Source organism: Simplicispira sp. 125, assembly GCF_003096555.1.
Classification (GTDB): Bacteria; Pseudomonadota; Gammaproteobacteria; order Burkholderiales; family Burkholderiaceae_C; genus Simplicispira.
The window spans coordinates 2,558,616-2,578,317 of sequence record NZ_QEKM01000001.1 but is presented as its reverse complement, the minus strand read 5'-3'; the positions used below and the strand labels follow the sequence as shown (position 1 = coordinate 2,578,317).

The 19,702-nt window shown below is 64.8% G+C and carries 17 protein-coding genes; 8 read left to right on the top strand and 9 right to left on the bottom strand.

Translation table 11 applies throughout. The annotated features are described in order from the left end of the window. Window positions 1–52: 52 nt before the first annotated feature. Both C8D04_RS12020 and C8D04_RS12015 read right to left on the bottom strand, forming a co-directional pair. A complete protein-coding gene (locus C8D04_RS12020) occupies window positions 53–1,735 on the bottom strand; it encodes an isovaleryl-CoA dehydrogenase (RefSeq protein ID WP_116005062.1) in 1,683 nt (560 codons plus the stop codon). Further along, window positions 1,732–2,631 carry a PaaX family transcriptional regulator C-terminal domain-containing protein gene (locus C8D04_RS12015; protein WP_116005061.1) on the bottom strand — a complete coding sequence of 300 codons (900 nt, stop codon included), beginning with the start codon at window positions 2,629–2,631 and terminating at the stop codon, window positions 1,732–1,734. Before C8D04_RS12015 ends, C8D04_RS12020 begins: the two co-directional genes overlap by 4 nt. 373 nt (window positions 2,632–3,004) lie before the next feature. Between C8D04_RS12015 and C8D04_RS12010 the strand changes: the two genes are divergently transcribed. Further along, window positions 3,005–3,538 carry a DUF924 family protein gene (locus C8D04_RS12010; RefSeq protein ID WP_116005060.1) on the top strand — a complete coding sequence of 178 codons (534 nt, stop codon included), beginning with the start codon at window positions 3,005–3,007 and terminating at the stop codon, window positions 3,536–3,538. 59 nt (window positions 3,539–3,597) lie between these two features. Here C8D04_RS12010 and C8D04_RS12005 read toward each other — a convergent pair whose 3' ends face one another. Beyond that, window positions 3,598–4,170 (bottom strand): 5-formyltetrahydrofolate cyclo-ligase, encoded by a 573-nt coding sequence (locus C8D04_RS12005; protein WP_116005059.1) that lies wholly within the window; start codon window positions 4,168–4,170, stop codon window positions 3,598–3,600. Window positions 4,171–4,184: 14 nt separating this feature from the next. Here C8D04_RS12005 and C8D04_RS12000 point away from each other — a divergent pair, with 14 nt between their 5' ends. Further along, on the top strand, window positions 4,185–6,167 hold the full coding sequence (locus tag C8D04_RS12000; RefSeq protein WP_116005058.1) for a lytic transglycosylase domain-containing protein: 1,983 nt from the start codon (window positions 4,185–4,187) through the stop codon (window positions 6,165–6,167). Between the two features lie 120 nt (window positions 6,168–6,287). Further along, window positions 6,288–6,977, top strand: a complete 690-nt coding sequence (locus C8D04_RS11995; RefSeq protein WP_199563000.1) for a glutathione S-transferase — start codon at window positions 6,288–6,290, stop codon at window positions 6,975–6,977. Between the two features lie 31 nt (window positions 6,978–7,008). Here the strand turns inward: C8D04_RS11995 and C8D04_RS11990 are convergent, their stop codons facing one another. The 3 genes from C8D04_RS11990 to C8D04_RS11980 form a co-directional block, all read right to left on the bottom strand. Further along, window positions 7,009–7,938 (bottom strand): MBL fold metallo-hydrolase, encoded by a 930-nt coding sequence (locus C8D04_RS11990; protein WP_116005056.1) that lies wholly within the window; start codon window positions 7,936–7,938, stop codon window positions 7,009–7,011. Window positions 7,939–8,029: 91 nt separating this feature from the next. Continuing rightward, a complete protein-coding gene (locus C8D04_RS11985; RefSeq protein WP_116005055.1) occupies window positions 8,030–9,715 on the bottom strand; it encodes an AMP-binding protein in 1,686 nt (561 codons plus the stop codon). Window positions 9,716–9,784: 69 nt separating this feature from the next. Beyond that, on the bottom strand, window positions 9,785–10,522 hold the full coding sequence (locus C8D04_RS11980; protein WP_116005054.1) for a hypothetical protein: 738 nt from the start codon (window positions 10,520–10,522) through the stop codon (window positions 9,785–9,787). A 53-nt stretch (window positions 10,523–10,575) separates the two neighbouring features. On the opposite strand from C8D04_RS11980, the gene C8D04_RS11975 reads away from it, so the two are divergent. After that, on the top strand, window positions 10,576–11,466 hold the full coding sequence (locus tag C8D04_RS11975) for an alpha/beta fold hydrolase (protein ID WP_116005053.1): 891 nt from the start codon (window positions 10,576–10,578) through the stop codon (window positions 11,464–11,466). Window positions 11,467–11,488: 22 nt separating this feature from the next. Here C8D04_RS11975 and C8D04_RS11970 read toward each other — a convergent pair whose 3' ends face one another. Genes C8D04_RS11970 through C8D04_RS11960 form a run of 3 tightly spaced genes read right to left on the bottom strand, consistent with a single transcriptional unit; the run spans window position 11,489 to window position 14,142 of the window. Continuing rightward, window positions 11,489–12,373 carry a LysR substrate-binding domain-containing protein gene (locus C8D04_RS11970; RefSeq protein WP_116005052.1) on the bottom strand — a complete coding sequence of 295 codons (885 nt, stop codon included), beginning with the start codon at window positions 12,371–12,373 and terminating at the stop codon, window positions 11,489–11,491. A 29-nt stretch (window positions 12,374–12,402) separates the two neighbouring features. Next, the gene (gene purU, locus C8D04_RS11965; protein ID WP_116005051.1) at window positions 12,403–13,254 is read right to left on the bottom strand and encodes a formyltetrahydrofolate deformylase; all 852 of its coding nucleotides are present in this window, start codon (window positions 13,252–13,254) and stop codon (window positions 12,403–12,405) included. A gap of 39 nt (window positions 13,255–13,293) precedes the next feature. Continuing rightward, on the bottom strand, window positions 13,294–14,142 hold the full coding sequence (locus C8D04_RS11960; RefSeq protein WP_116006166.1) for a ChaN family lipoprotein: 849 nt from the start codon (window positions 14,140–14,142) through the stop codon (window positions 13,294–13,296). Between the two features lie 66 nt (window positions 14,143–14,208). On the opposite strand from C8D04_RS11960, the gene C8D04_RS11955 reads away from it, so the two are divergent. From C8D04_RS11955 to C8D04_RS11940, 4 genes are all read left to right on the top strand, one after another. After that, window positions 14,209–16,128 (top strand): type IV pili methyl-accepting chemotaxis transducer N-terminal domain-containing protein, encoded by a 1,920-nt coding sequence (locus tag C8D04_RS11955; protein ID WP_116005050.1) that lies wholly within the window; start codon window positions 14,209–14,211, stop codon window positions 16,126–16,128. Window position 16,129: 1 nt separating this feature from the next. After that, the gene (locus tag C8D04_RS11950) at window positions 16,130–16,804 is read left to right on the top strand and encodes a response regulator transcription factor (RefSeq protein WP_116006165.1); all 675 of its coding nucleotides are present in this window, start codon (window positions 16,130–16,132) and stop codon (window positions 16,802–16,804) included. A 148-nt stretch (window positions 16,805–16,952) separates the two neighbouring features. Further along, complete coding sequence (locus C8D04_RS11945) at window positions 16,953–18,245, top strand: nitrate/nitrite transporter (RefSeq protein WP_116005049.1); 1,293 nt, start codon at window positions 16,953–16,955, stop codon at window positions 18,243–18,245. Window positions 18,246–18,267: 22 nt separating this feature from the next. Then, complete coding sequence (locus C8D04_RS11940; protein ID WP_116005048.1) at window positions 18,268–19,680, top strand: MFS transporter; 1,413 nt, start codon at window positions 18,268–18,270, stop codon at window positions 19,678–19,680. The last annotated feature ends 22 nt before the right edge of the window (window positions 19,681–19,702 follow it).

The following is a 19,702-nucleotide window of genomic DNA, read 5'->3' as shown; positions in this document are numbered from 1 at the left end:
TAGGCGGGGTGCGGCGCGCAGTGGACGGATGCCGCTGACCCGGCCAGGGTCTTCAGTCCAGCCGTGGCGTGGCGCGCTCGATGATGGCGGCCACATCCACCCCGCGCGGCAATGCGCCGTAGTTGAAGCTGCCTTGCGGCGCCAAGCGCGAGGCGCAGAACGCGTCGGCCACGAAGGCCGGGGCGCTGCGCACCAGCAGGGACGCCTGCAGCGCCAGGGCCATGCGCTCGACGACGTGGCGGGCGCGGTATTGCAGGTCGGCGGTGTCGGCAAATTCCTTGCCCAGATCGCGTACATGTTCGTCCAGCAAGCGGTTCTGGCCCTGGGTGTGGCGCAGTTCGGTGAAGAAGGCCTCCACCACTTCGGGGGTCTTGCCCATGGCGCGCAGCACGTCCAGGCACTGGATGTTGCCGCTGCCTTCCCAGATGGCGTTGACCGGCGATTCGCGGAACAGGCGCGGGAACATGCTGTCTTCCATCACGCCGCTGCCGCCGATGCACTCCATGGCCTCGTAGGCGTGGCCCGGCGTGCGCTTGCAGATCCAGTATTTGCCCACGGCGGTCACCAGGCGCACCAGCAAGTCTTCGTGGCGGTCCTCGCGGTGGTCGAGCGCGCGCGCCACGCGCATGGAGAGCGTCATTGCGGCCTCGCTCTCCAGCGCCAGGTCGGCCAGCACGTTCTGCATCAGCGGCTGTTGGTTGAGGCGCGCGCCAAAGGCGCTGCGGTGCGCGCAGTGGTGCAGCGCCTGCGACAGCGCCATGCGCATGCCCGCGCTCGAACCCACCATGCAGTCAAAGCGCGTCATGGCCACCATTTCGATGATGTTGCGCACGCCACGCCCTTCCTCGCCCACCATCCAGGCCAGCGCGCCGCGCAGTTCGGTTTCGCTCGACGCGTTGGAGGCGTTGCCCATCTTTTTCTTCAGGCGCAGCACCTGCATGGGGTTCTTGCTGCCGTCCGGGCGCCAGCGCGGCAGCAGGAAGCACGACAGGCCCTTGTCGGTGTGCGCCAGCACCAGGAAGGCGTCGCACATGGGGGCCGAGACGAAGTATTTGTGGCCCACCAGCTCATAAGCCTGGCCGGGGCCGCCTTGCGCCACGGGGTAGGCGCGTGTGCTGTTGGCCTGCACGTCCGATCCGCCCTGCTTCTCGGTCATGGCCATGCCAATGGTCACGCCCTGCTTTTGCTCGACCGGAATATTGCGCGGGTCGTACACGCGGGCGGTGATTTTGGGTTCCCACAAGGCAGCCAGATCGGGTTGGAGGCGCAGCGCCGGAATGGCGGCAAAGGTCATGGTGATGGGGCAGCCGTGGCCGGCCTCCACCTGGGCTTGCAGGTAGTTGCCAGCGGCACGCGCCACGTGGGCGCCGCCCTTGGGGTCGGTCCAGGGCGAGGAATGCAAACCGTGCTCGATCGCCGTGCCCATGAACTGGTGGTAGGCCGGGTGGAATTTGACCAGGTCGATGCGGTTGCCAAAGCGGTCGTGTGTTTCCAGCTCGGGTTGGAACTTGTTGGCCAGGTTGCCCTGCTCCAGGTAGTCGGCCGAACCGGTGAGCTGGCCGAACCGGTGCAGCTCGGCGTCGGCCCAGGCCGCGCCCTCGCGCTGCACGGCTTCGCGCAGCGCGGTGTCCTGGGCGTACATGTTGTAGTTGGCGAGCTCGCAGGAGACGTTCTCGACCACATGGGTGTTGGCCAGGTAGCGGGTGTTCAGGGTGGTGTCGTCAAGGGCGTTCATGGTGTTGTCTCCGGAGTGAAATCATGTCGGTTGTCTATCGCGCCGCAAGCCACCCGCAGCCGCGCCTTGCGGGGCGCTGTGTCGGGGGTGGGCAGGGTGTCGTAGAAGCGGTTCCAGATAGCGCGGCCCGCCGCGTCGAAGGCGTGCACGCTGTGGATGAAAGCCTGGCGCAGCGCACCGTCCACCATGGGCTCGGGCAGCAGCGGGTCGTAGACGAGCTGGCGGATGGCCGCACCGCCGAGAAAGAAGGATTCGCGTGCGGCCTGTGGCGTGGGCAGGTGCGCCGCACCGGCCAGCCAGGCCTCGAGGCGCTGTTGCGTGGCGCGGTAGGCGCGGTTGAGGGCGGCGCCGTCCCACAGCAAGTCCACCGCGGCTTCGGTCGCCGCGTCGAGCGAGGTGCAGCCGCAGACCACGGCCTGTGGCTCCAGCCCCAGCGTGTGCAGACGCTCGCGGATGGCGGCGATGTCCTGCTCGATGTTGTCAGGGCGCACATAAAAGTCGCGCTGCAGCTCGGCAAAACCCAGCAGGTGCAGGGCGCGCTCGCGCTGTTGGGTGGCGCTGCGGTCGCTGCGTGCCAGTGCGCCGCAGTGCACGGCCACGTATTGCCCGTTCCAGGGGCGCAGGCGCTGTTCGGCGTGGCGCCAGTTCGCCACATCCCGCGCCAGGCTGCGCGCCGCCGGGCCCAGGCGGTAGGCGCCGCGCTCGGTGGTCAGCACCATGTCCTGCGCGGCCAGCCGCGCCAGGGTTACGCGCACATGGTTTTCGCTGAGACCGAACACCGCGCATGCGGCCACGGCATGGCTGACGGGCAGCGGCTCGTCGTCGCTGGCCAGCAGCAACTCGAGCAGCAGGTGCTTGGGCTGTACCTTGGGTTCGGGTGTGCGGAAGGAAGGCATGGCGGTAAATATTACACAAATAATATGAAATTGCAATTATGTGTAATGAAACGGCGCAAGCCTCAGCGGTCCATCCTCCGGCGCGGTGCTGTCTACTCTGTCCGAAGCAGACGGCAGCCGCGCCAAAACCACCATCACCTGCGTGAACCCATCGGGTGCATGCGGGCTGCAGAAGCTGCAGGCAAACTACTGTCAGCCGCTAGCCAACCGGCCTTCACGGAAGCTGGGATGGTTCCATTGCCGCTTCGCCTGCCATGGCTCTGCTAACTTCAGGCTTTTTTGGCCTCTGGCGCTTTCGCAGTAAGCGTAGCAAGCTATTATTTTGAAAGCGTTGCGCAGCCTCTCTTGCGTAGCGAGAGCGTAGGAATCGGAAATGTTGGAAGAGATACTGACCTTTTGGTTTAAGGAAATTGATCAAGACCAGTGGAGGTGTTTTGATCCGTCCTTCGATGCCTTGTTAAGGAAGCGCTTTGGGGATGTCCTGCAACAAGCCGCTGCTGGCGAGTTGTTCGTCTGGCGTGGAACCGCCAGAGGGCGTTTGGCCGAAATTGTCGTGTTGGACCAGTTCTCACGGAATATTTACCGCGGCACGCCGTTGGCCTTTGCCCAGGACTCGATGGCGCTGGCCTTGGCGCAGGAAGCAGTGTCGGCAGGCCTTCTGTTCAAACTCGATGCAGAGGAATGCGGCTTCCTCCTCATGCCTTACATGCACAGCGAGTCCCGGGTCATTCACGTACAGGCTGAAACTTTGTTCCAACAGCATGCGCCGTCTCGGTACGAACCTGAACTGCGGCACAAGGCCATCGTCGATCGATTTGGGCGCTATCCCCACCGGAACAAGATACTGGGCCGCGTCTCTACGGCAGAAGAAATTGAATTCCTCAAATTACCGGGGTCCAGCTTCTAGCTCTGAATAACCCAAAGCGCAAGACCGTGCCAGCTTGCCGCAGCAGCCCAGCGGGCGCCCTACACAGGCCACACCACCCCGTTGTCGTTGAGGATGCCGTCCAGCGGCAGGTCGTGTGGCTCGGGCTCAAAGTCGTCCAGATAGCCTTGGGTGTAGCCCAGCCCCACCGTAAAAGGGCGGGGCTGCAGCGTGGCCAGGGTGCGGTCGTAGAAGCCACCGCCGTAGCCCAGCCGGTAGCCGCCTGGCCCATAGCCCACGCAGGGCACGAAGAGCAGTGTGGGCACGATCAGCTCGGTGCCCTTGGGTTTGGGGATGCCGTAGGCGTCCTCTTCCATCTCGCAACCAGGGTACCAGGCGTGGAAGGTCAGCGTCTTGTGCTGCTTGTTCACCACCGGCAGGCCAATGCGGCGCAACTGCGATTCATCGAGCAGTTCTCCGTCTTCCTTCCAGCGGTGCAATGCGGGCAGGGGGTCGAATTCGCCCTTGATCGGCCAGTAGGCACCGATCACGGTGTCGGGGCGCCCGATCAGCCAGATGCGCATGGCCTGTTGTAACAAGTCGGCGCGCTGTAGGCGGTCGGGCATGTTCAAGCGTTGTTCCACCAGAGTGCGCCGCAGGGCTGCTTTGTCCATCACATAATCCCCCAATGTATTCACTGAAGATTCTGACACCGCTTCTGGCCTGTGCGTGGCTGGCATTGGGAACGCCCCCGGCGCAGGCACAAAACCGTGCCGATGATGCCGTGCTGGAGATGCAGCAGGCCTTTCGCAAGGGTGACCGCAAAAAGCTCGAACAGCTCCTGCCCACCGTGCGCGGCCATGCGCTGGAGCCCTGGGCGGCCTACTGGACGCTCAAGGCCCGACTGAACGAGGCCACCGACGCCGAGGTGCAGGCCTTTCTGCAGCGCTACGCTGGCTCCTACCAGGAAGACCGCCTGCGCAACGACTGGCTGCTGCTGCTGGGCCAGCGCCGCGATTGGGCGCAGTTTGCCGCTTACCACCCCCAGTACCGCATGCAGGACGACCGCGAGGTGCGCTGCTATGCCTTGCTGGTCGATCAGATCAAAGGCACAGCCCCGGCCAACGCCGGTGACGATGTGCAGAAAGCCTGGTTTGCGCTGCGCGATGCCGACGATGGCTGCACCCATGCGGCCAGCCAGTTCTATACCGACCGCAAGATCAGCGCCCTGGATGTCTGGCGCAAGGCCCGCCTGGCGGTCGAGGCCAACCGCCCCCGCGCCGCGCGCAATGCCGTCGAAATTGTGGCGCCCGAGTCGTTGGACAAGATGCGCGAACTGCTCGATGCGCCGACCAAATACCTGCGCGCCCATTCCACGGCGGGCGGCAAGGTGCGCCAGGAACTGGTGTTGCTCGCGCTCATCAAGCTGGCCACCAGCGATGTCGATGCCGCAGTCGCGCAGCTTGACAGCAAATGGGGCGTGCACCTCTCACCCGAAGAACGCAACTGGGCCTGGGGCGTGATGGGCAAGGCGGCGGCGCAGCGGCTCTCCTCCGACGCGCCCGGCTACTTTGCCAATGTGACCCGTGACACCGACTTGAGCGACGACCAGCTCGCCTGGAAGGTGCGCGCTGCGCTGCGCGCAGGGCAGTGGACCGTGGTGCGCAAGGCAGTCGACGCCATGAGCGAAGAAGCCCGCCAGGACAGCACCTGGGTGTACTGGAAAGCCCGCGCCCTGCTGGCTGGCCGGCCCCAGGAGGCCGAGCGCGCACAGGCGCAGCGGCTGCTGCAGAACATTGCCGGAACGCGTGGTTTTTATGAGCAGCTGGCGCTCGAAGAATTGGGTCAGCGCGTCACGCTGCCCCCCGCGCCCGCGCCCCTGACCGACGAGGAAAAGGCCGCCGCCAAAGCCAACCTGGGCCTGAACCGGGGGCTGTACGCGATCTTGATGGGCTTGCGATCCGAGGGCGTGCGCGAGTGGAACTACACCACCAACCTGCACGACAACGGCGGCATGTCCGACCGCGCCCTGCTGGCCGCCGCCGACTTCGCCTGCCAGCAGCAGGTGTGGGACCGCTGCATCAACACCAGCGAACGCACGCGCAGCCTGATCGACATGCAGCAGCGCTTTCCCATGCCGTTCCAGAGCGCCGTGGTCGAGCGTGCCCAGGCCATCGGGCTGGACCCGGCCTATGTGTACGGCCTGATCCGGCAGGAAAGCCGCTTCATCATGGACGCGCGCTCGCACGTCGGTGCCTCGGGCCTGATGCAGGTGATGCCGGCCACCGCCCGCTGGACCGCCAAAAAGATCGGCCTGACCGATTTCCGGCCCGAGCAGCTCAACCAGCGCGACACCAACATCGCCATCGGCACGGCCTACCTCAAGCTGGCGCTGGACGACTTTGCCGGCTCCATGCCCCTGGCCGCCGCCGCCTACAACGCAGGCCCTGGCCGTCCGCGCAACTGGCGCAACGGCGCCGTGCTCGACGCCGCCATCTGGGCCGAGAACGTGCCCTTTGCCGAGACGCGCGACTACGTGAAGAAGGTGCTGGCCAACACCACCAACTACGCCGCACTCATCACGGGCCAGCCCCAGTCGCTCAAAAGCCGCCTGGGTACCATCGGTCCGCGCAATACGGCGGAGCCCGAGGCGAACAAGGACTTGCCTTGAGGTTTTGATGTTTTTGGCCTCTAGCGCTTACGGGGTAAGCGCTAGCAGCTATTTTTAGCATAGCAAATGCATTGCGGCGCGGGTCAGCGCCTTACCGGGTTTCTGCCTAAGATGGCGACCATGCTCACCGTTCACCACCTTGAAACCTCGCGCTCGCAGCGCATCCTCTGGCTTTTGGAAGAACTGGGCGTGCCCTACGATCTCAAGGTCTATGCGCGCGATCCGCGCACCCGCCTCGCGCCGGCGGCGCTGCGCAAGGTGCACCCGCTGGGCAAGTCGCCCGTCATTACGGACAAGGGCGAGACGATTGCCGAGTCGGGCGCCATCATCGAATACCTGGTGGAAACCTACGGCGCCAGCGCCACGGGCGACATGGCCCACCTGCAGCCCGCGCCCGGCACGCCCGAGCACCGGCGCTGCCGCTTCTGGATGCACTACGCCGAGGGCTCGCTGATGAACTGGCTGGTGATGAAGCTGGTGTTTGTCAGCATTCCGGGCCAGCCCATGCCCTTTTTCGCCAAGCCGATTGCACGGGCCTTGTGCGCCAAAGTGCAGCAGCAGCTCATCGATCCCAATGTTGAAGCGGGCCTGGCCTATATGGAAGACCACCTGGGCCGCCACCGCTGGTTTGCGGGTGAGCACCTGAGCATGGCGGATTTTCAGATGAGTTTTGCCGTCGAGGCAGCGCTCTCACGCGGTGCCAAGGCGGCCGAACGCCCCCATTTGCAGGCCTACTGCGCGCGCATGCAAGCCCGGCCTGCGTACCAGCGCGCCATCCAGAAAGGCGGGCCGGTGGTGATGGCAATGTGAGCCTGGCCTTGGTACCCAGCGACTTGCCGGGTCAGAGGTTGATGAGCAGATCGCCCTCGCGCCGCGCAGCGCCCGATCGCACCAGTTCGTTCATCAGCCCTTCCAGCCATTCGCTCTGGCTGCGATCACTGAAATGCCGTTCGTGCATCGCGCCGAAGTAGGGTGTGGCATCGGTCCAGGCGCGCAGGTCCGTCACCGAGATTTCTTGCCATTCGAGCAGCTTGTACTTGAGCAGCACCTTGGCCGCGTAGAGCGCGTGTTTGAGCGGTTGCTGCACAAAACCATCAAGCCGCTTGCGCGCTACGCCCAGAGCACGCGGGGCGTCGTGGAACACCGGGCCGTGGCCGGGGATGACGGTGCGTGGCGCCAACTTCTCGATCAGGTCGAGGGTGTCCGACACCTCGGCGAAGGCCTGCGCACCCTCCAGTTCAGGGAAGACCACGCCAAAGCCGTTTTCCCACAGCGCATCGGCCGAGATCAGGATGCGGTCTTGCGGCTCGAACAACACGACCGAATGCGGGTCGTGCCCCGGGGCGGCATGCACCTGCCAGGGTGTGTCGCCCAGCAGCACCTCGGTGTCCGGCTCCAGCACCGCGTCGCAGCGGAACTGCGGGCATTCCTGTCCCGTGGGGGTGTAGCTCAGAGCGTAGGGGTCCCAATGGCGCACATGCTCGGCCTGCCCGGGAGGGATGGCGGTCTGCACACCAGGCCAGGCCGCCTGCAGTGCGGCGTTGCCGCCGCAGTGGTCGCTGTGCAGGTGCGTGTTGAGGATGCGCGAGAGCGGTTGCTCGCCCAGGGCCGAACGCACCAGTGCCACGGTTTGCGCAGCATGGCTGCAGTAGCCCGTATCCACCAGCGCATTGCCCGAACGTTTTCCCATGAACAGGATGTTGTTGGACGACAGCCAGCCGCGTTCAAAAACAGTGATTTCGGGCGGTAGCGTAGGAACAGTATGCGTCATAGGCTATTGAATAGAGAGTGGATCCATGGGCGCGGCCCAGGCCAGCGACCGCCGCGCAAGGGCCGCCAAGCCGTTCAAGCGGCGCAGCCGCTTAGGGGGTTGTCCTCAATTCGCGCCGCAGGATTTTGCCGACATTGGTCTTGGGCAGGTCGTCGCGGAACTCGATGTACTTGGGCCGCTTGTAGCCGGTGAGGTTGTCGTGGCAGTAGCGCACCACATCGTCCTCGGTCAGTGCCGGGTCGCTGCGCACCACAAACACCTTCACGGCCTCGCCCTGCTTCTCATCGGCGATGCCCACGGCAGCGCATTCGAGCACGCCGGGGCAGGTAGAGATGACGTTCTCAATTTCGTTCGGGAAGACGTTGAAACCGCTGACCAGAATCATGTCCTTCTTGCGGTCGATGATGCGTGTGAAGCCCTCGGCGTCCATGATGCCGATGTCTCCCGTGCGCATGAAGCCGTCTTGCGTGAAGGCCTTGGCATTCTCTTCGGGCTGGTTGTAATAGCCTGGGGTGACGTTGGGGCCGCGGATGCAGATTTCGCCCGATTCGCCCTGGGGCACGCTGTTGCCAGCGTCGTCCTTGATGGCGATGTCGATGCCAGGCAGCGGCAAGCCAATGTTGCCGCTGAACTCGGTGTTGTTCACCGGGTTGTTGGTGCCGATGGCGCAGGTCTCGCTCATGCCCCAGCCTTCGATCATGGTGTGGCCGGTCACTTTTTGCCACTGCTGCGCCGTGCCCTCGGACGCTGCCATGCCACCGGCCTGCGAGACGCACAGGTGCGAGAAGTCGAGCGCCCGGAACTGCGCGTTCTGCAGCAGCGCGTTGAACAGCGTGTTCACTGCGGGCAGCATGTGGAAGGGACGTTTCTTGAGCACCTCGACAAACTTGGGGATGTCGCGCGGGTTGGGGATCAGTGTCAGGTGGGAGCCCTGGCGGATGGCCAGCAGGCACAGCGTGAGCGCGAAGATGTGGTACAGCGGCAGCGCCGCGATATTGTTGGCCTTGGACAGGTCGCCCATCTTTGCCAGCGCCGGGGTGAACCAGGCCTCGGCCTGCAGTGTGGCGGCAACGATGTTGCGGTGCGTGAGCACCGCGCCCTTGGACAGGCCCGTGGTGCCGCCGGTGTATTGCAAAAATGCGATGGAGTCGAGGTTGGCCGGGCTGGGCTGCAGGCTGCGGCGCGCGCCCAGGGCCAGCGCCTTCTTGAAGCTGACCACCTGGCGCCCCTGGGACAGGGGCAGGCCGTAGGCCGGGACCATCTTGGCCAGGTGGCGCACGGCAAAGGTGATCCATTGGCCATACCAAAAGCCCAGCAGGTCGCCCATGGAGGCCATGACCACATGCTGCACGCCGGTGCGCTCGATGACCTCGGACAGCGTGTGGGCGAAGTTCTCCAGGATGACGATGGCAGTGGAGCCCGAGTCCTTGAGCTGGTGCTCCAGCTCGCGCGCGGTGTAGAGCGGGTTGACGTTGACGCAGGTGTAGCCCGCGCGCAGCACGGCGGCCATGGTCACGGCGAACTGCGGGATATTGGGCAGCATGATGGCCACGCGCGCACCGGGCTCCAGCCCCTGGCCTTGCAGCCAGGCCCCCAGCGCGGCGCTGAGGCGGTCGAGCTCGCGGTACGACATCCAGCGCTCCATGCACACCGAGAAGGGGTTGGCTGCATGCGTACGCATCGCCTCTTCCAGCAGGTGTGCGGCCGAGCGGTACTGCTCGGGTTGCACGTCGTGGGGTACGCCTGCGGGGTAATTCTTCAGCCAGATCTTGTCCATGCGTGGTTCAACCGTCAAAAAGGGTGAGAGAGGTGGGGCACCATTGTTCAAGCAAGCGGATGCTTGCCGTTATCGGGCTTGTCCTAGGGTGGTGGCCAGTTCGGTCGCGCAGGCGACAGCGGGGGCGTCGAACATGGTCTGCATCAGTTGTGCCTCGCGCTCGTGCACCGTGGACAAAAATTGCTCGACCGCGCCGCGCTGGCGTGCCAGGGCGCCAAAGGTGTCAAAGCCTGTTTCCAGAAAATGCTGCAGCGCGCCCAGGCCCGCCGCCTGCGCGGGCTTGCGCATCATGCGCAGCATGGTGCGCAGGCCGGGCATGCGCGTGAGGCGTGTCAGGTCTTTGCCGATGGCGAGCACGCTATCGAGTTGCTGGTGGCGCGCATGGCGCTCGCCCACGGCGCGCCAGGCTGCCACATAGCGTGCGGCATCGGGCGTACTGGCAAGGGTGAGCCAGACGCGCCCCATGGCCTGGTCGAGATGCTCCGTTTGAGCATGCAGCACGCCCAGCGAGACGGCGGTCTGCACCACGGGCTTGGGGAACACCGTCTGCAGCGTGCCCGCGATGCGGCCAAACTGGTCGTCGCGGGCGGTGAAGTCGCCCGGGCTGTACAGCTCATCGAGAAAAAAGCGCGTGGCCGGCTCCACCATGGGGTTGGCCATGAGGTCGGCATAGGTGCCCATGAAGCGGCGGGACTGCAGTTGCTTGACCTCCAGCACCGCCTGGGCGAGTGCCGGGTCGCTCTGGCGGCTCAGGCGCAGGGCGGTCACGTCGGCGATGCAATTGCGGATGGTTTCAGCAGCGTCCATGGGCTCGGGTCAGGTTGCACAATGTGTCTTTCATTAGACCACTGCGCCACGCCATGATTGCCCGCCTGCAAACCCTTCTGACCCTGGGCATCGTGCTCGGCAACCTGGCCTGGCTGCTTGTCGTCTGGCCGCATTCGCCCGCATGGGCCTTGGGCGGCTTGGCGCTGGGCTGGCTGTTCTTTGGCCTGGTGATGGGCCTGCAGTTCATGTTGATGCACCACACCAACCGCGACGACCCGGCCCCGCGCGCCCGTGTGGCCCAGGTCTGGCGCGCCTGGTGGCGCGAGCTGGGTGTGGCGCTGGTGGTGTTCTGCTGGCGCCAGCCGTTTCGCAGCCAGTCGGTGCCCGACTGGCTGCCGGGCGCGCCCACCGGGCGGCGTGGCGTGGTGCTGGTGCACGGCTTTGTGTGCAACCGGGGCCTGTGGCTGCCGTGGATGGAGCGCCTGCGCGCCAGCGGCCACGCTTACGTGGCCGTCAACCTGGAGCCGGTATTCGGCTCGATCGACGACTATGCGCCCCTGGTGGAGGACGCTGTGCGCCGCGTGACCGCAGCCACCGGCATGGCGCCGCTGCTCATCGGGCACAGCATGGGGGGCTTGGCCATCCGTGCCTGGCTGCGCACGTACCAGTCCGACACACGCATGCACCACGCCATCACCCTGGGTACGCCGCATGGGGGCACCTGGGCCGGACGCTTCTCGCGTGCGGTCAATGGCCGGCAGATGGCGCTGCATGGCGATTGGGTGGGTGCGCTGGGCGGCGCCGAGCCTCCGGGGCGTGCGGCGCTGTTTACCTGCTGGTATTCCAACTGCGACAACATCGTCTTCCCGACCAGCACAGCAGCGCTGCCGGGTGCCAGCCACCGCTTGATCGAGGGTGTGCCCCATGTAGAAATGGCCTGCCATCCCACGGTGGTGCAGGCTTGCCTGGAGGCGCTGGCGTAGCTGGAGACGAAGATTGTGAGGATCAAATCACAGTTTTGTGCAGCCACTCGGCAAAGGCAGCGCATTCCCAGCGGTCCATGGTGCCGGTGCGCCAGCACAGGTAGTGCGCGTGGGGGCTGGGCACGTCGGTGTCGAACAGGCGCACCAGGGTGCCGTTCTCGATCCAGGGCGCACCCAGCTTGAGCCGTACCAGGGCCACGCCCATGCCGGCGGCGGCGGCGTCGCACATCAGGCCTACGTCGTTGAACTGCGAGCCCTCGCGCGGTTCGGGCCAGTCCAGGCCCACGGCCGAAAACCAGGTGCGCCAGGGCTCCAGGGGGCTGCGCAGCAGGGTGCCCACATCCAGTTCATCGGGCCGCTCGAACGGGCCGTGCTCGCGCAGCCACGCTGGCGATGCGAGGGGCGTGACCACATCGCGTGCGATTTCGGCGTGCTCCAGGTCGGCGTAGTGGCCGGTGCCAAAGCGCACGGTCAGGTCGGCATCTTCGGCGACCACGTCCAGCAGGGGGATGGAGATCTGCAGCGCCAGGTCGATCTCGGGGTACACCTCGGTGAACTGGCGCAGCCGGGGGATCAGGATGACGCGCGCAAACGTGGGCGTCACGGCCAGCTTCAGGCGCCGTTTGCCGGGGGTGCCGGTCATGCCTGGAAACCGCTGCAGCGCGCCCAGGCCTTCGCGCACATGGGCCAGGTAGGCAATGCCGTCGGTGGTGAGGGAGAAATCAGCCCGGCCAAACAGCTGCGTGCCCAGGATTTGCTCCAGCTGCTTGACACGGTGGCTGACCGCGCTGGGCGTGACGCACAACTCGTCGGCTGTGAGCGTGACGCTGCGCAGACGGGCCAGGGCCTCGAAGGTCAGCAGGCACTGGATGGGCGGAATGCGCCGTGCCCCGCTGCTGGTTGTCATGGGAGAAGAGCCCACGGTGGCAGACGGCCTTAGCGGAAGACCACGGTCTTGTGGCCGTTGAGCAGCACGCGGTGCTCGCTGTGCCACTTCACGGCGCGGGCCAGCACCTGGCTTTCGGTGTCGCGGCCCCGGGCGGTCAGGTCCTCCACGGTGTCGGTGTGGTCGGCGCGGGCTACGTCTTGCTCAATGATCGGGCCTTCGTCCAGGTCGGCGGTCACGTAGTGCGCTGTGGCGCCGATCAGTTTGACGCCCCGGTCATGCGCCTGGTAGTAGGGCTTGGCGCCCTTGAAGCTGGGCAGAAAGCTGTGGTGGATGTTGATGGCACGACCCGCCAATTTGGTGCACAGGTCATTGGACAGCACCTGCATGTAGCGCGCCAGCACCACCAGTCCGGCATCCTCGGCTTCGATGATGTCGTACTGCCGTGCCTCGGCCTGGGCCTTGGTGGCTGCCGTCACGGGGATGTGGTGGAAGGGGATGTTGTAGCTGGCAGCAAGCTGGTAGAAGTCGCGGTGGTTGCTGACGATGGCGCGAATGTCCACCGGCAGCAGGCCTGACTTCCAGCGGAACAGCAGGTCGTTGAGGCAATGGCCTTCGCGGCTGACCATGATCACGGTGCGCAGCGGTTCGGCTGTGGCGTGCAGGTTCCAGCGCATCTGGTGTGGTTCGGCAAAGGCCTGCAGGCGCTCGCGCAGCGTGGCCTGGTCGTGGCGGTCGCAGGCAAATTGCACGCGCATGAAGAACAGGCCAGTGTCGTGGTCGTTGAACTGGGCGGCTTCTTCGATGTTGCCGCCGTGCTCCAGCAAAAAGCCGGAAACAGCGTGCACCAGGCCCAGTCGGTCGGGGCAGGAGAGGGTGAGAACGTAGGCGGGGAGTTTCATAGCAGCGCCATTGTCGCAGCACCGCCCGAGCGTGCGTGCTCAGCGTGCGGGCGCGGGTTGCCAGCGCTCGCGCAGGGTGGCGCAGGCATCGTCGGGCGGCAGGCTGGGCGTCTGCTGTACCAGATGCGCTGCGTTTTTGATAGCTGGTTCCGCTGATCCAGCATGCGCTATGACCACTTTTTGCTTGATATTTTCAGGCAGGTGCAGCGGCACACCCAGGCCGCGCTCGACATGGCCTGCGCCCGCCACCAGCAGCACCACTTGGCCGCTGTGCAGGGCAGATGCGACGGTGCGGGCCATGTGCAGGTCGCGTGCCACTTGTACGCGCACCATGCCCGGGATACGGCTCTCGGGCAGCAGGCCGCAGTGGCCGTCGCGCACGGCCTGCTGCTGGCGTGCCCGCTGGGCGGGGGTGAGCAAGGCGTCGAGTGGGGTCTGGTCCAGCGTGGCGCGCAATGCGCTGCGGGGCAGGTTGCCGCCCAGCACGTGCACTCCGGCGCGTACGGCTGCCATGACCACGGGGCCATACGCAGACCAGGGCCAGGCGTTTGTGTCCCAGGCGAGGGCCGTTTGCACCTGCGCTTCGTCAGCGCCGGACGCCAGCGCACGGGTGTCGTGGCCTTGTTCGGCCATCTCGATGACCAGGGCGGCCAGCAGCCCGCGTTCGGTCAGCCAGGTGACGGCCTGCCGCTCCAATTGCTGGTGCTGCGGAGCATCGTGTTTTTCGCCCAGCAGCAGCACATCTGTGGGCAGCAGGGTCTGCAGAACGCCGGGCCAGGGGGGTGTGGGCGGCGAAGTCGTGCGCAGTGCGCAGCCGGAGGCCAACACCAGCAGCGCCAGGAGGGCGGTGTGGCGGCGCCAGCGAGGGAGAAGCGGAAGAGACGGCATGGCTGCGCATGCTACGCGCACCGCGCCGGGCCTGGCGTTTAAAACCCCATCTCTTACACTGCGCCCATGCGCGCGAAAACCACCCTCACCACCAAGCTGCTGGCGACCGGGTGCGGTTTTTTGCTGTTGGCGCTGACGTCCATCGGCCTGACGCTGTGGATCACCTGGAAGCTCGAAGGGGGCGCCGCCGCAGTGAACGAGGCGGGACGCCTGCGCATGCTCACGGTGCGCATGGCGTTGGCCATACAGACGAACGTCCCCGACGAACTGCGCGTGCTGGCGCAGCGCTTTGACACCAGTCTGGAACTGCTGCGCACAGGTGACTCGTCGCGCCCGCTCTTCGTGCCCTGGAGCGACGATGCGCGTGGGCACTTTGCAGAGATTAACGATGACTGGCAACTCACGCGGGCGCAGTGGTTGGGTGCGACGCTCCCGCCTGCGGCCGAGGCCGTAACGCACGCTGACGCAGTCGTTTCGCGCATGGACCGGTTCGTGGAGGCGATTGAAGTGCAGATCGCCCGCTGGACAGCGGCGCTGCATGTGTTTCAGCTGTTCATGATGGGGTTGGCCATTTTTGCCGCTGTGGCTTTCATGGCGGTGAGTTTTTTGGTGGTGCTGATACCGGTGGCACGGCTGCAGCAGGCATTGGCAATGGTGCGCCAGGGTGACCTGGGCACCCGCCTGCCGGTGGACACTGAAGACGAGTTTGGCCAGCTGGCTGCCGGGTTCAATTTGATGGCGCATGCCCTGCAAACCTCGCACGACGACCTGGAGGGCAAGGTGCGCGAGAAGACGGCCAGCGTTGAAATCAAGAACCAGCGGCTGGCCGCGTTGTACGAGGTGAGCGCCCAGGCTGCTGAGGCGGGCAGCCTGTCCGTGCTGGCCAATGGTTTTGTGCAGCAGGTGCGCCGTGTGGTAGGCGCTGATGCGGCGGTGGTGCGCTGGTCCGACGAGGGCAATGAGCGTTATGTGATTTTGGCGGCGGACGGCATGCCCGAGTCCATGGTGGAGCAGGAGCATTGCCTGCACGCGGGCAACTGCCTGTGCGGGCCTACGGCCGAACGGGCGCACACCCGGGTCATTCCCATCACCCCTCAGCAGACCATGGTGCTGCCGCATTGCCAGGAGGCTGGCTACCAGACCATGGTGGCCATCCCCGTGGTGCTGCAGCACCGCTTGTTGGGCGAGATCAACCTGTTCTTCCGTACGGCCGTGGAATTGACGACAGAGATGCGCGAATTGGTGGAAGCCATGGTGCGCCACCTGGCCAGCTCCATGGAGAGCTTGCGCGCCGCCGCGCTGGAGCGTGAGGCCGCCGTGTCCGAGGAGCGCAGCCTGCTGGCACGCGAACTGCATGATTCGATTGCCCAGTCGCTGGCTTTTCTCAAAATACAGACCCAGCTGCTGCGCGATGCCGTGGCCAAGGGCAACATCCAGGCGCGTGACCGCAGCATGGCCGAGCTGGACGTGGGGGTGCGTGAATGCTATTCCGACGTGCGCGAACTCCTGGTGCACTTTCGCACCCGCACCAGCGAGGAAGATATCGAGGCGGCCCTGCGCTCAACGCTGTCCAAGTTCGAGCACCAGACCGGCGTGGCCACGTCACTGAGCATGTCGGGCCATGGCCTGCCACTGGCGCCGGATGTACAGATCCAAGTGCTGCACATGCTGCAGGAATCGCTCTCCAACGTGCGCAAGCACTCGGGCGCCAGCCGCGTTGAGCTGCGCGTGTACAGGCACCCCCGTTGGCGCTTCGAGGTGCAGGACAACGGCACAGGTTTCGAGGTAGCCGAGCACTCGCCCGACTCCTTGCACGTCGGCCTGGGCATCATGCGTGAGCGCGCCCAGGGTATTGGCGCCCAGGTGCAGGTTCGGTCTGCCGTGGGCGACGGAACCACCGTGGTCATCGAATTGCCCGAGATGCCGGGCCACACCCGCCCGGTGGTGGCGCCGCTCGCCATGCCCAACCCCGAAGCCCATGCCTGACATGCAGAATGTTTCCATTTTGGTGGTGGATGACCACACCCTTTTCCGCCGCGGTCTCATTGCCCTGCTGGAGCAGTACCCGGGCCTGCAGGTGGTGGGCGAGGCGGGAGATGCCGCGCAGGCACTGCGGCTGGCACCCGCGCTGCAGCCCGACATCATCTTGCTGGACAACCATCTGCCCGGGGTGGCCGGGATCGATGCGGTGCAGGATCTGCGCAAACTCGCGCCCGCTGCCCGCGTGCTGATGCTCACGGTGAGCGAGGACGCGCAGGATCTGGCGACGGCCCTGCGCAATGGCGCGCAGGGTTATCTGCTCAAGACCATCGATGGCGACCTGCTGGCGCAGGCGATCCGCCGCGCCGCGTGCGGCGAGCCGGTGGTCAGCCCGGAGCTCATGGGCAAGCTCGTGGCGGCCTTCCAGTCCCAGGGTGAGCCGGTGCCAACGCTGCCTGCCGTGCAGGTGCCCGCGCCCGAGGATTCCACGCCGCTGTCGCCGCGTGAGGAAGAGGTGCTGCGCGAAATCGCCCGGGGCGCCAGCAACAAGGAAATTGCCCGCACACTGGACATCGCCGAGACCACCGTCAAGATCCATGTGCAGCACATCCTGCGCAAATTGGGCTTGTCGTCGCGTGTCCAAGCGGCGGTGTATGCGTCGGATCGGGGGCGTGTCGAATAACCCACTGGTGCGGCCATAGTTCTTTCGAACGATGGTCTTGGGTATCCCCTAGTTCTTTTGCCCTGCCTGAACCTCCCAGGCGAAGGATAGGCAAGCACTGGGCGATGCATCACGATACAAGCACTCACATTTGAGAGGTATCGTGCACATGGCAAACACACCGCTTCCCGCGGGCGACAGTCCGCAAAGAACCCGCCAGGCGTGGTCCGTGCTGATCGTCAGCACCCTGTCCTTCACAGTCTGCTTCATGGTCTGGATGATGTTTGGCGTGATCGGCATTCCGATCAAGAAAATGCTGGACCTCAATGCCACCCAATTCGGTTTGCTGATGTCCATGCCGGTGCTCACCGGCTCGCTGTCGCGTGTGCCCCTGGGCATCTGGACCGACCGTTACGGTGGTCGTATTGTCATGGCGGGTGTGATGGCCGCCACCATTCCGGCCATCTGGCTCATGAGCTATGCCACCCAGTACTGGCACTTTCTCACCATTGGCCTGTTCGTCGGCTTGGCCGGAGGGTCTTTCTCGGTGGGCACTCCCTATGTGGCCCGCTGGTTTCCTAAAAATCGCCAGGGCACGGCCATGGGCGTGTATGGCGCGGGCAATTCGGGTGCTGCTGTGAACAAGTTCGTGGCCCCTGTTTTGCTGGTGGCCTTTGGCTGGACCATGGTGCCGCAGGTGTACGCTGCCATCATGCTGGGCGCGCTCGTGCTGTTCTGGATGTTCAGCTACAGCGATCCTGCCCACCTGGTACCCAGCAACGTCAAGTTCACTGACCAGCTCAAGGCCCTCAAGGACCCCAAGGTGCTCAAGTACTGCCAGTACTACAGCATCGTTTTCGGTGGCTATGTGGCGCTGTCGCTGTGGATGGTGCAGTACTACGTGGGTGAATACGGGCTCGACATCCGTGTCGCGGCCTTGCTGGCCGCATGCTTCTCGCTGCCTGGTGGTGTGCTGCGTGCCATTGGCGGCGTGCTGAGCGATAAATTCGGCGCGCACAGCGTGACCTGGTGGGTGATGTGGGTGAGCTGGATCTGCCTGTTCCTGCTGAGCTATCCGCAAACCGATTTCACCATCCTCACGGTCAACGGTGCCAAGACCTTCCATCTGGGTCTGAATGTGTATGCCTTCACCGCGCTGATGTTCATCCTGGGTATTGCCTGGGCCTTCGGCAAGGCCAGCGTGTTCAAGTACATCAGTGACGACTATCCATCCAATATTGGCGCCATCAGCGGCATCGTGGGGCTCGCCGGAGGCCTGGGGGGCTTTGTGCTTCCCATTGTCTTTGGCGCCCTGATGGACCTGACCGGCGTGCGCTCCAGCGCTTTCATGCTGATGTACGGCGTGGTCTGGGTCTCGCTGATCTGGATGTACTTCACCGAGGTGCGTCGCACCAACCTGCTTGGCAATGCCCCATCGCCCCAAGCGCGCTCGGCGACCTGATCTTTAACCTAAGGACAACACCATGTCTGCTTCCACGACTCCCGCAGCGCGCCCCGGAGGTACGCTGCACTTATGGACCCCGGAAGACAAAAACTTCTGGGAGCGCGAGGGCGAGGCGGTTGCCAAGCTCAACCTCTGGATTTCGGTGCCGGCACTTTTCTTGGCCTTCGCCATCTGGCAGGTCTGGAGCGTGGTTGCCGTGAGTCTGCCCGGCCTGGGCTTCAAGTACTCCACCAATCAGCTGTTCTGGCTGGCTGCGGCACCGGCGCTCAGTGGTGCCACGTTGCGCATCTTTTATTCGTTCATGGTGCCTGTGTTCGGTGGACGCCGGTGGACGTCGATCTCGACCGCCACGCTGCTGATCCCCGCCATCGGTATCGGCTACGCGGTGCAGGACAACTCCACCAGCTACCCCACCATGCTGGTGCTGGCGCTGCTGTGCGGCTTGGGCGGGGGTAATTTCAGCTCCAGCATGGCCAATATCAGCTTCTTCTTTCCGAAGGAGCGCAAGGGCTCGGCGCTGGGTGTGAATGCTGGCCTGGGTAACCTGGGTGTGTCGGTGGTGCAGTTTCTGAGTCCCCTCGTAGTGACCGCTGGCATCTTCGGCATCTTTGGTGGCGAAGCCCAGACGATCGTCAAGAACGGCAACACCATCCAGGTGTGGACGCAGAACGCTGCGTTCATCTGGGTGCCATGGATTGCACTGGCGTCGCTGGCCGCGTGGTTTGGCATGAATGACATTGCCGATGCCAAGGCCTCTTTTGCCACACAGGCCGCTATCTTCCGCCGTAAGCACAACTGGCTGATGTGCCTTTTGTATCTTGGCACCTTCGGCTCGTTCATTGGTTATGCCGCCGGTTTTCCTCTGCTGATCAAGAGCCAGTTTCCGGGCGTCAACCCCCTGGCTTATGCCTGGCTGGGCCCGCTGGTGGGTGCTGTCGTGCGCCCCTTTGGTGGCTGGCTGGCCGACAAATTTGGCGGTGCGCGCGTGACTCTGTGGAACTTCGTCGTCATGGCCCTGGCTGTGGTCGGTGTGATCGTGTTCCTGCCCCAGGGCGGCGTGGGCGGCAGCTTTGGTGGCTTCTTTGTCTGCTTCCTGTTCCTCTTCTTGACCACAGGCATTGGCAACGGTTCGACCTTCCGCATGATCCCCGTGATCTTCCTGACGGAAGCCATGCGCGGTGTGAATGCCCATGATGCGCAGGCTGTGGCTAACGCTACCAAGGAGGGTAATACCCTGGGCGCGGCCACGCTGGGCTTCACCGCAGCTTTCGCTGCCTATGGTGGATTTTTCATTCCGAAGAGCTATGGCAGTTCCATTGCCTTGACGGGCGGGCCAGAACTGGCACTATGGACCTTTGCTGTTTTTTACGTTGTGTGCATCGCAGTGACCTGGTGGTACTACGCACGCAAGCACGCCGAAATGCCGTGCTGATTCTTGATTACCAGATTAGAAA

What these genes read in the sequence shown, in the direction of transcription:
- C8D04_RS12015 (WP_116005061.1), bottom strand. Translation starts at nt 2,631, where the DNA reads ATGCCTTCCTTCCGCACACCCGAACCCAAGGTACAGCCCAAGCACCTG.
- C8D04_RS11940 (WP_116005048.1), top strand. Translation starts at nt 18,268, where the DNA reads ATGTCTGCTTCCACGACTCCCGCAGCGCGCCCCGGAGGTACGCTGCAC.
- C8D04_RS12000 (WP_116005058.1), top strand. Translation starts at nt 4,185, where the DNA reads ATGTATTCACTGAAGATTCTGACACCGCTTCTGGCCTGTGCGTGGCTG.
- C8D04_RS11950 (WP_116006165.1), top strand. Translation starts at nt 16,130, where the DNA reads ATGCAGAATGTTTCCATTTTGGTGGTGGATGACCACACCCTTTTCCGC.
- C8D04_RS12010 (WP_116005060.1), top strand. Translation starts at nt 3,005, where the DNA reads ATGTTGGAAGAGATACTGACCTTTTGGTTTAAGGAAATTGATCAAGAC.
- C8D04_RS11975 (WP_116005053.1), top strand. Translation starts at nt 10,576, where the DNA reads ATGATTGCCCGCCTGCAAACCCTTCTGACCCTGGGCATCGTGCTCGGC.
- C8D04_RS11945 (WP_116005049.1), top strand. Translation starts at nt 16,953, where the DNA reads ATGGCAAACACACCGCTTCCCGCGGGCGACAGTCCGCAAAGAACCCGC.
- C8D04_RS11985 (WP_116005055.1), bottom strand. Translation starts at nt 9,715, where the DNA reads ATGGACAAGATCTGGCTGAAGAATTACCCCGCAGGCGTACCCCACGAC.
- C8D04_RS11980 (WP_116005054.1), bottom strand. Translation starts at nt 10,522, where the DNA reads ATGGACGCTGCTGAAACCATCCGCAATTGCATCGCCGACGTGACCGCC.
- C8D04_RS11990 (WP_116005056.1), bottom strand. Translation starts at nt 7,938, where the DNA reads ATGACGCATACTGTTCCTACGCTACCGCCCGAAATCACTGTTTTTGAA.
- C8D04_RS11960 (WP_116006166.1), bottom strand. Translation starts at nt 14,142, where the DNA reads ATGCCGTCTCTTCCGCTTCTCCCTCGCTGGCGCCGCCACACCGCCCTC.
- C8D04_RS11995 (WP_199563000.1), top strand. Translation starts at nt 6,288, where the DNA reads ATGCTCACCGTTCACCACCTTGAAACCTCGCGCTCGCAGCGCATCCTC.
- C8D04_RS11955 (WP_116005050.1), top strand. Translation starts at nt 14,209, where the DNA reads ATGCGCGCGAAAACCACCCTCACCACCAAGCTGCTGGCGACCGGGTGC.
- C8D04_RS11970 (WP_116005052.1), bottom strand. Translation starts at nt 12,373, where the DNA reads ATGACAACCAGCAGCGGGGCACGGCGCATTCCGCCCATCCAGTGCCTG.
- C8D04_RS12020 (WP_116005062.1), bottom strand. Translation starts at nt 1,735, where the DNA reads ATGAACGCCCTTGACGACACCACCCTGAACACCCGCTACCTGGCCAAC.
- purU (WP_116005051.1), bottom strand. Translation starts at nt 13,254, where the DNA reads ATGAAACTCCCCGCCTACGTTCTCACCCTCTCCTGCCCCGACCGACTG.
- C8D04_RS12005 (WP_116005059.1), bottom strand. Translation starts at nt 4,170, where the DNA reads ATGGACAAAGCAGCCCTGCGGCGCACTCTGGTGGAACAACGCTTGAAC.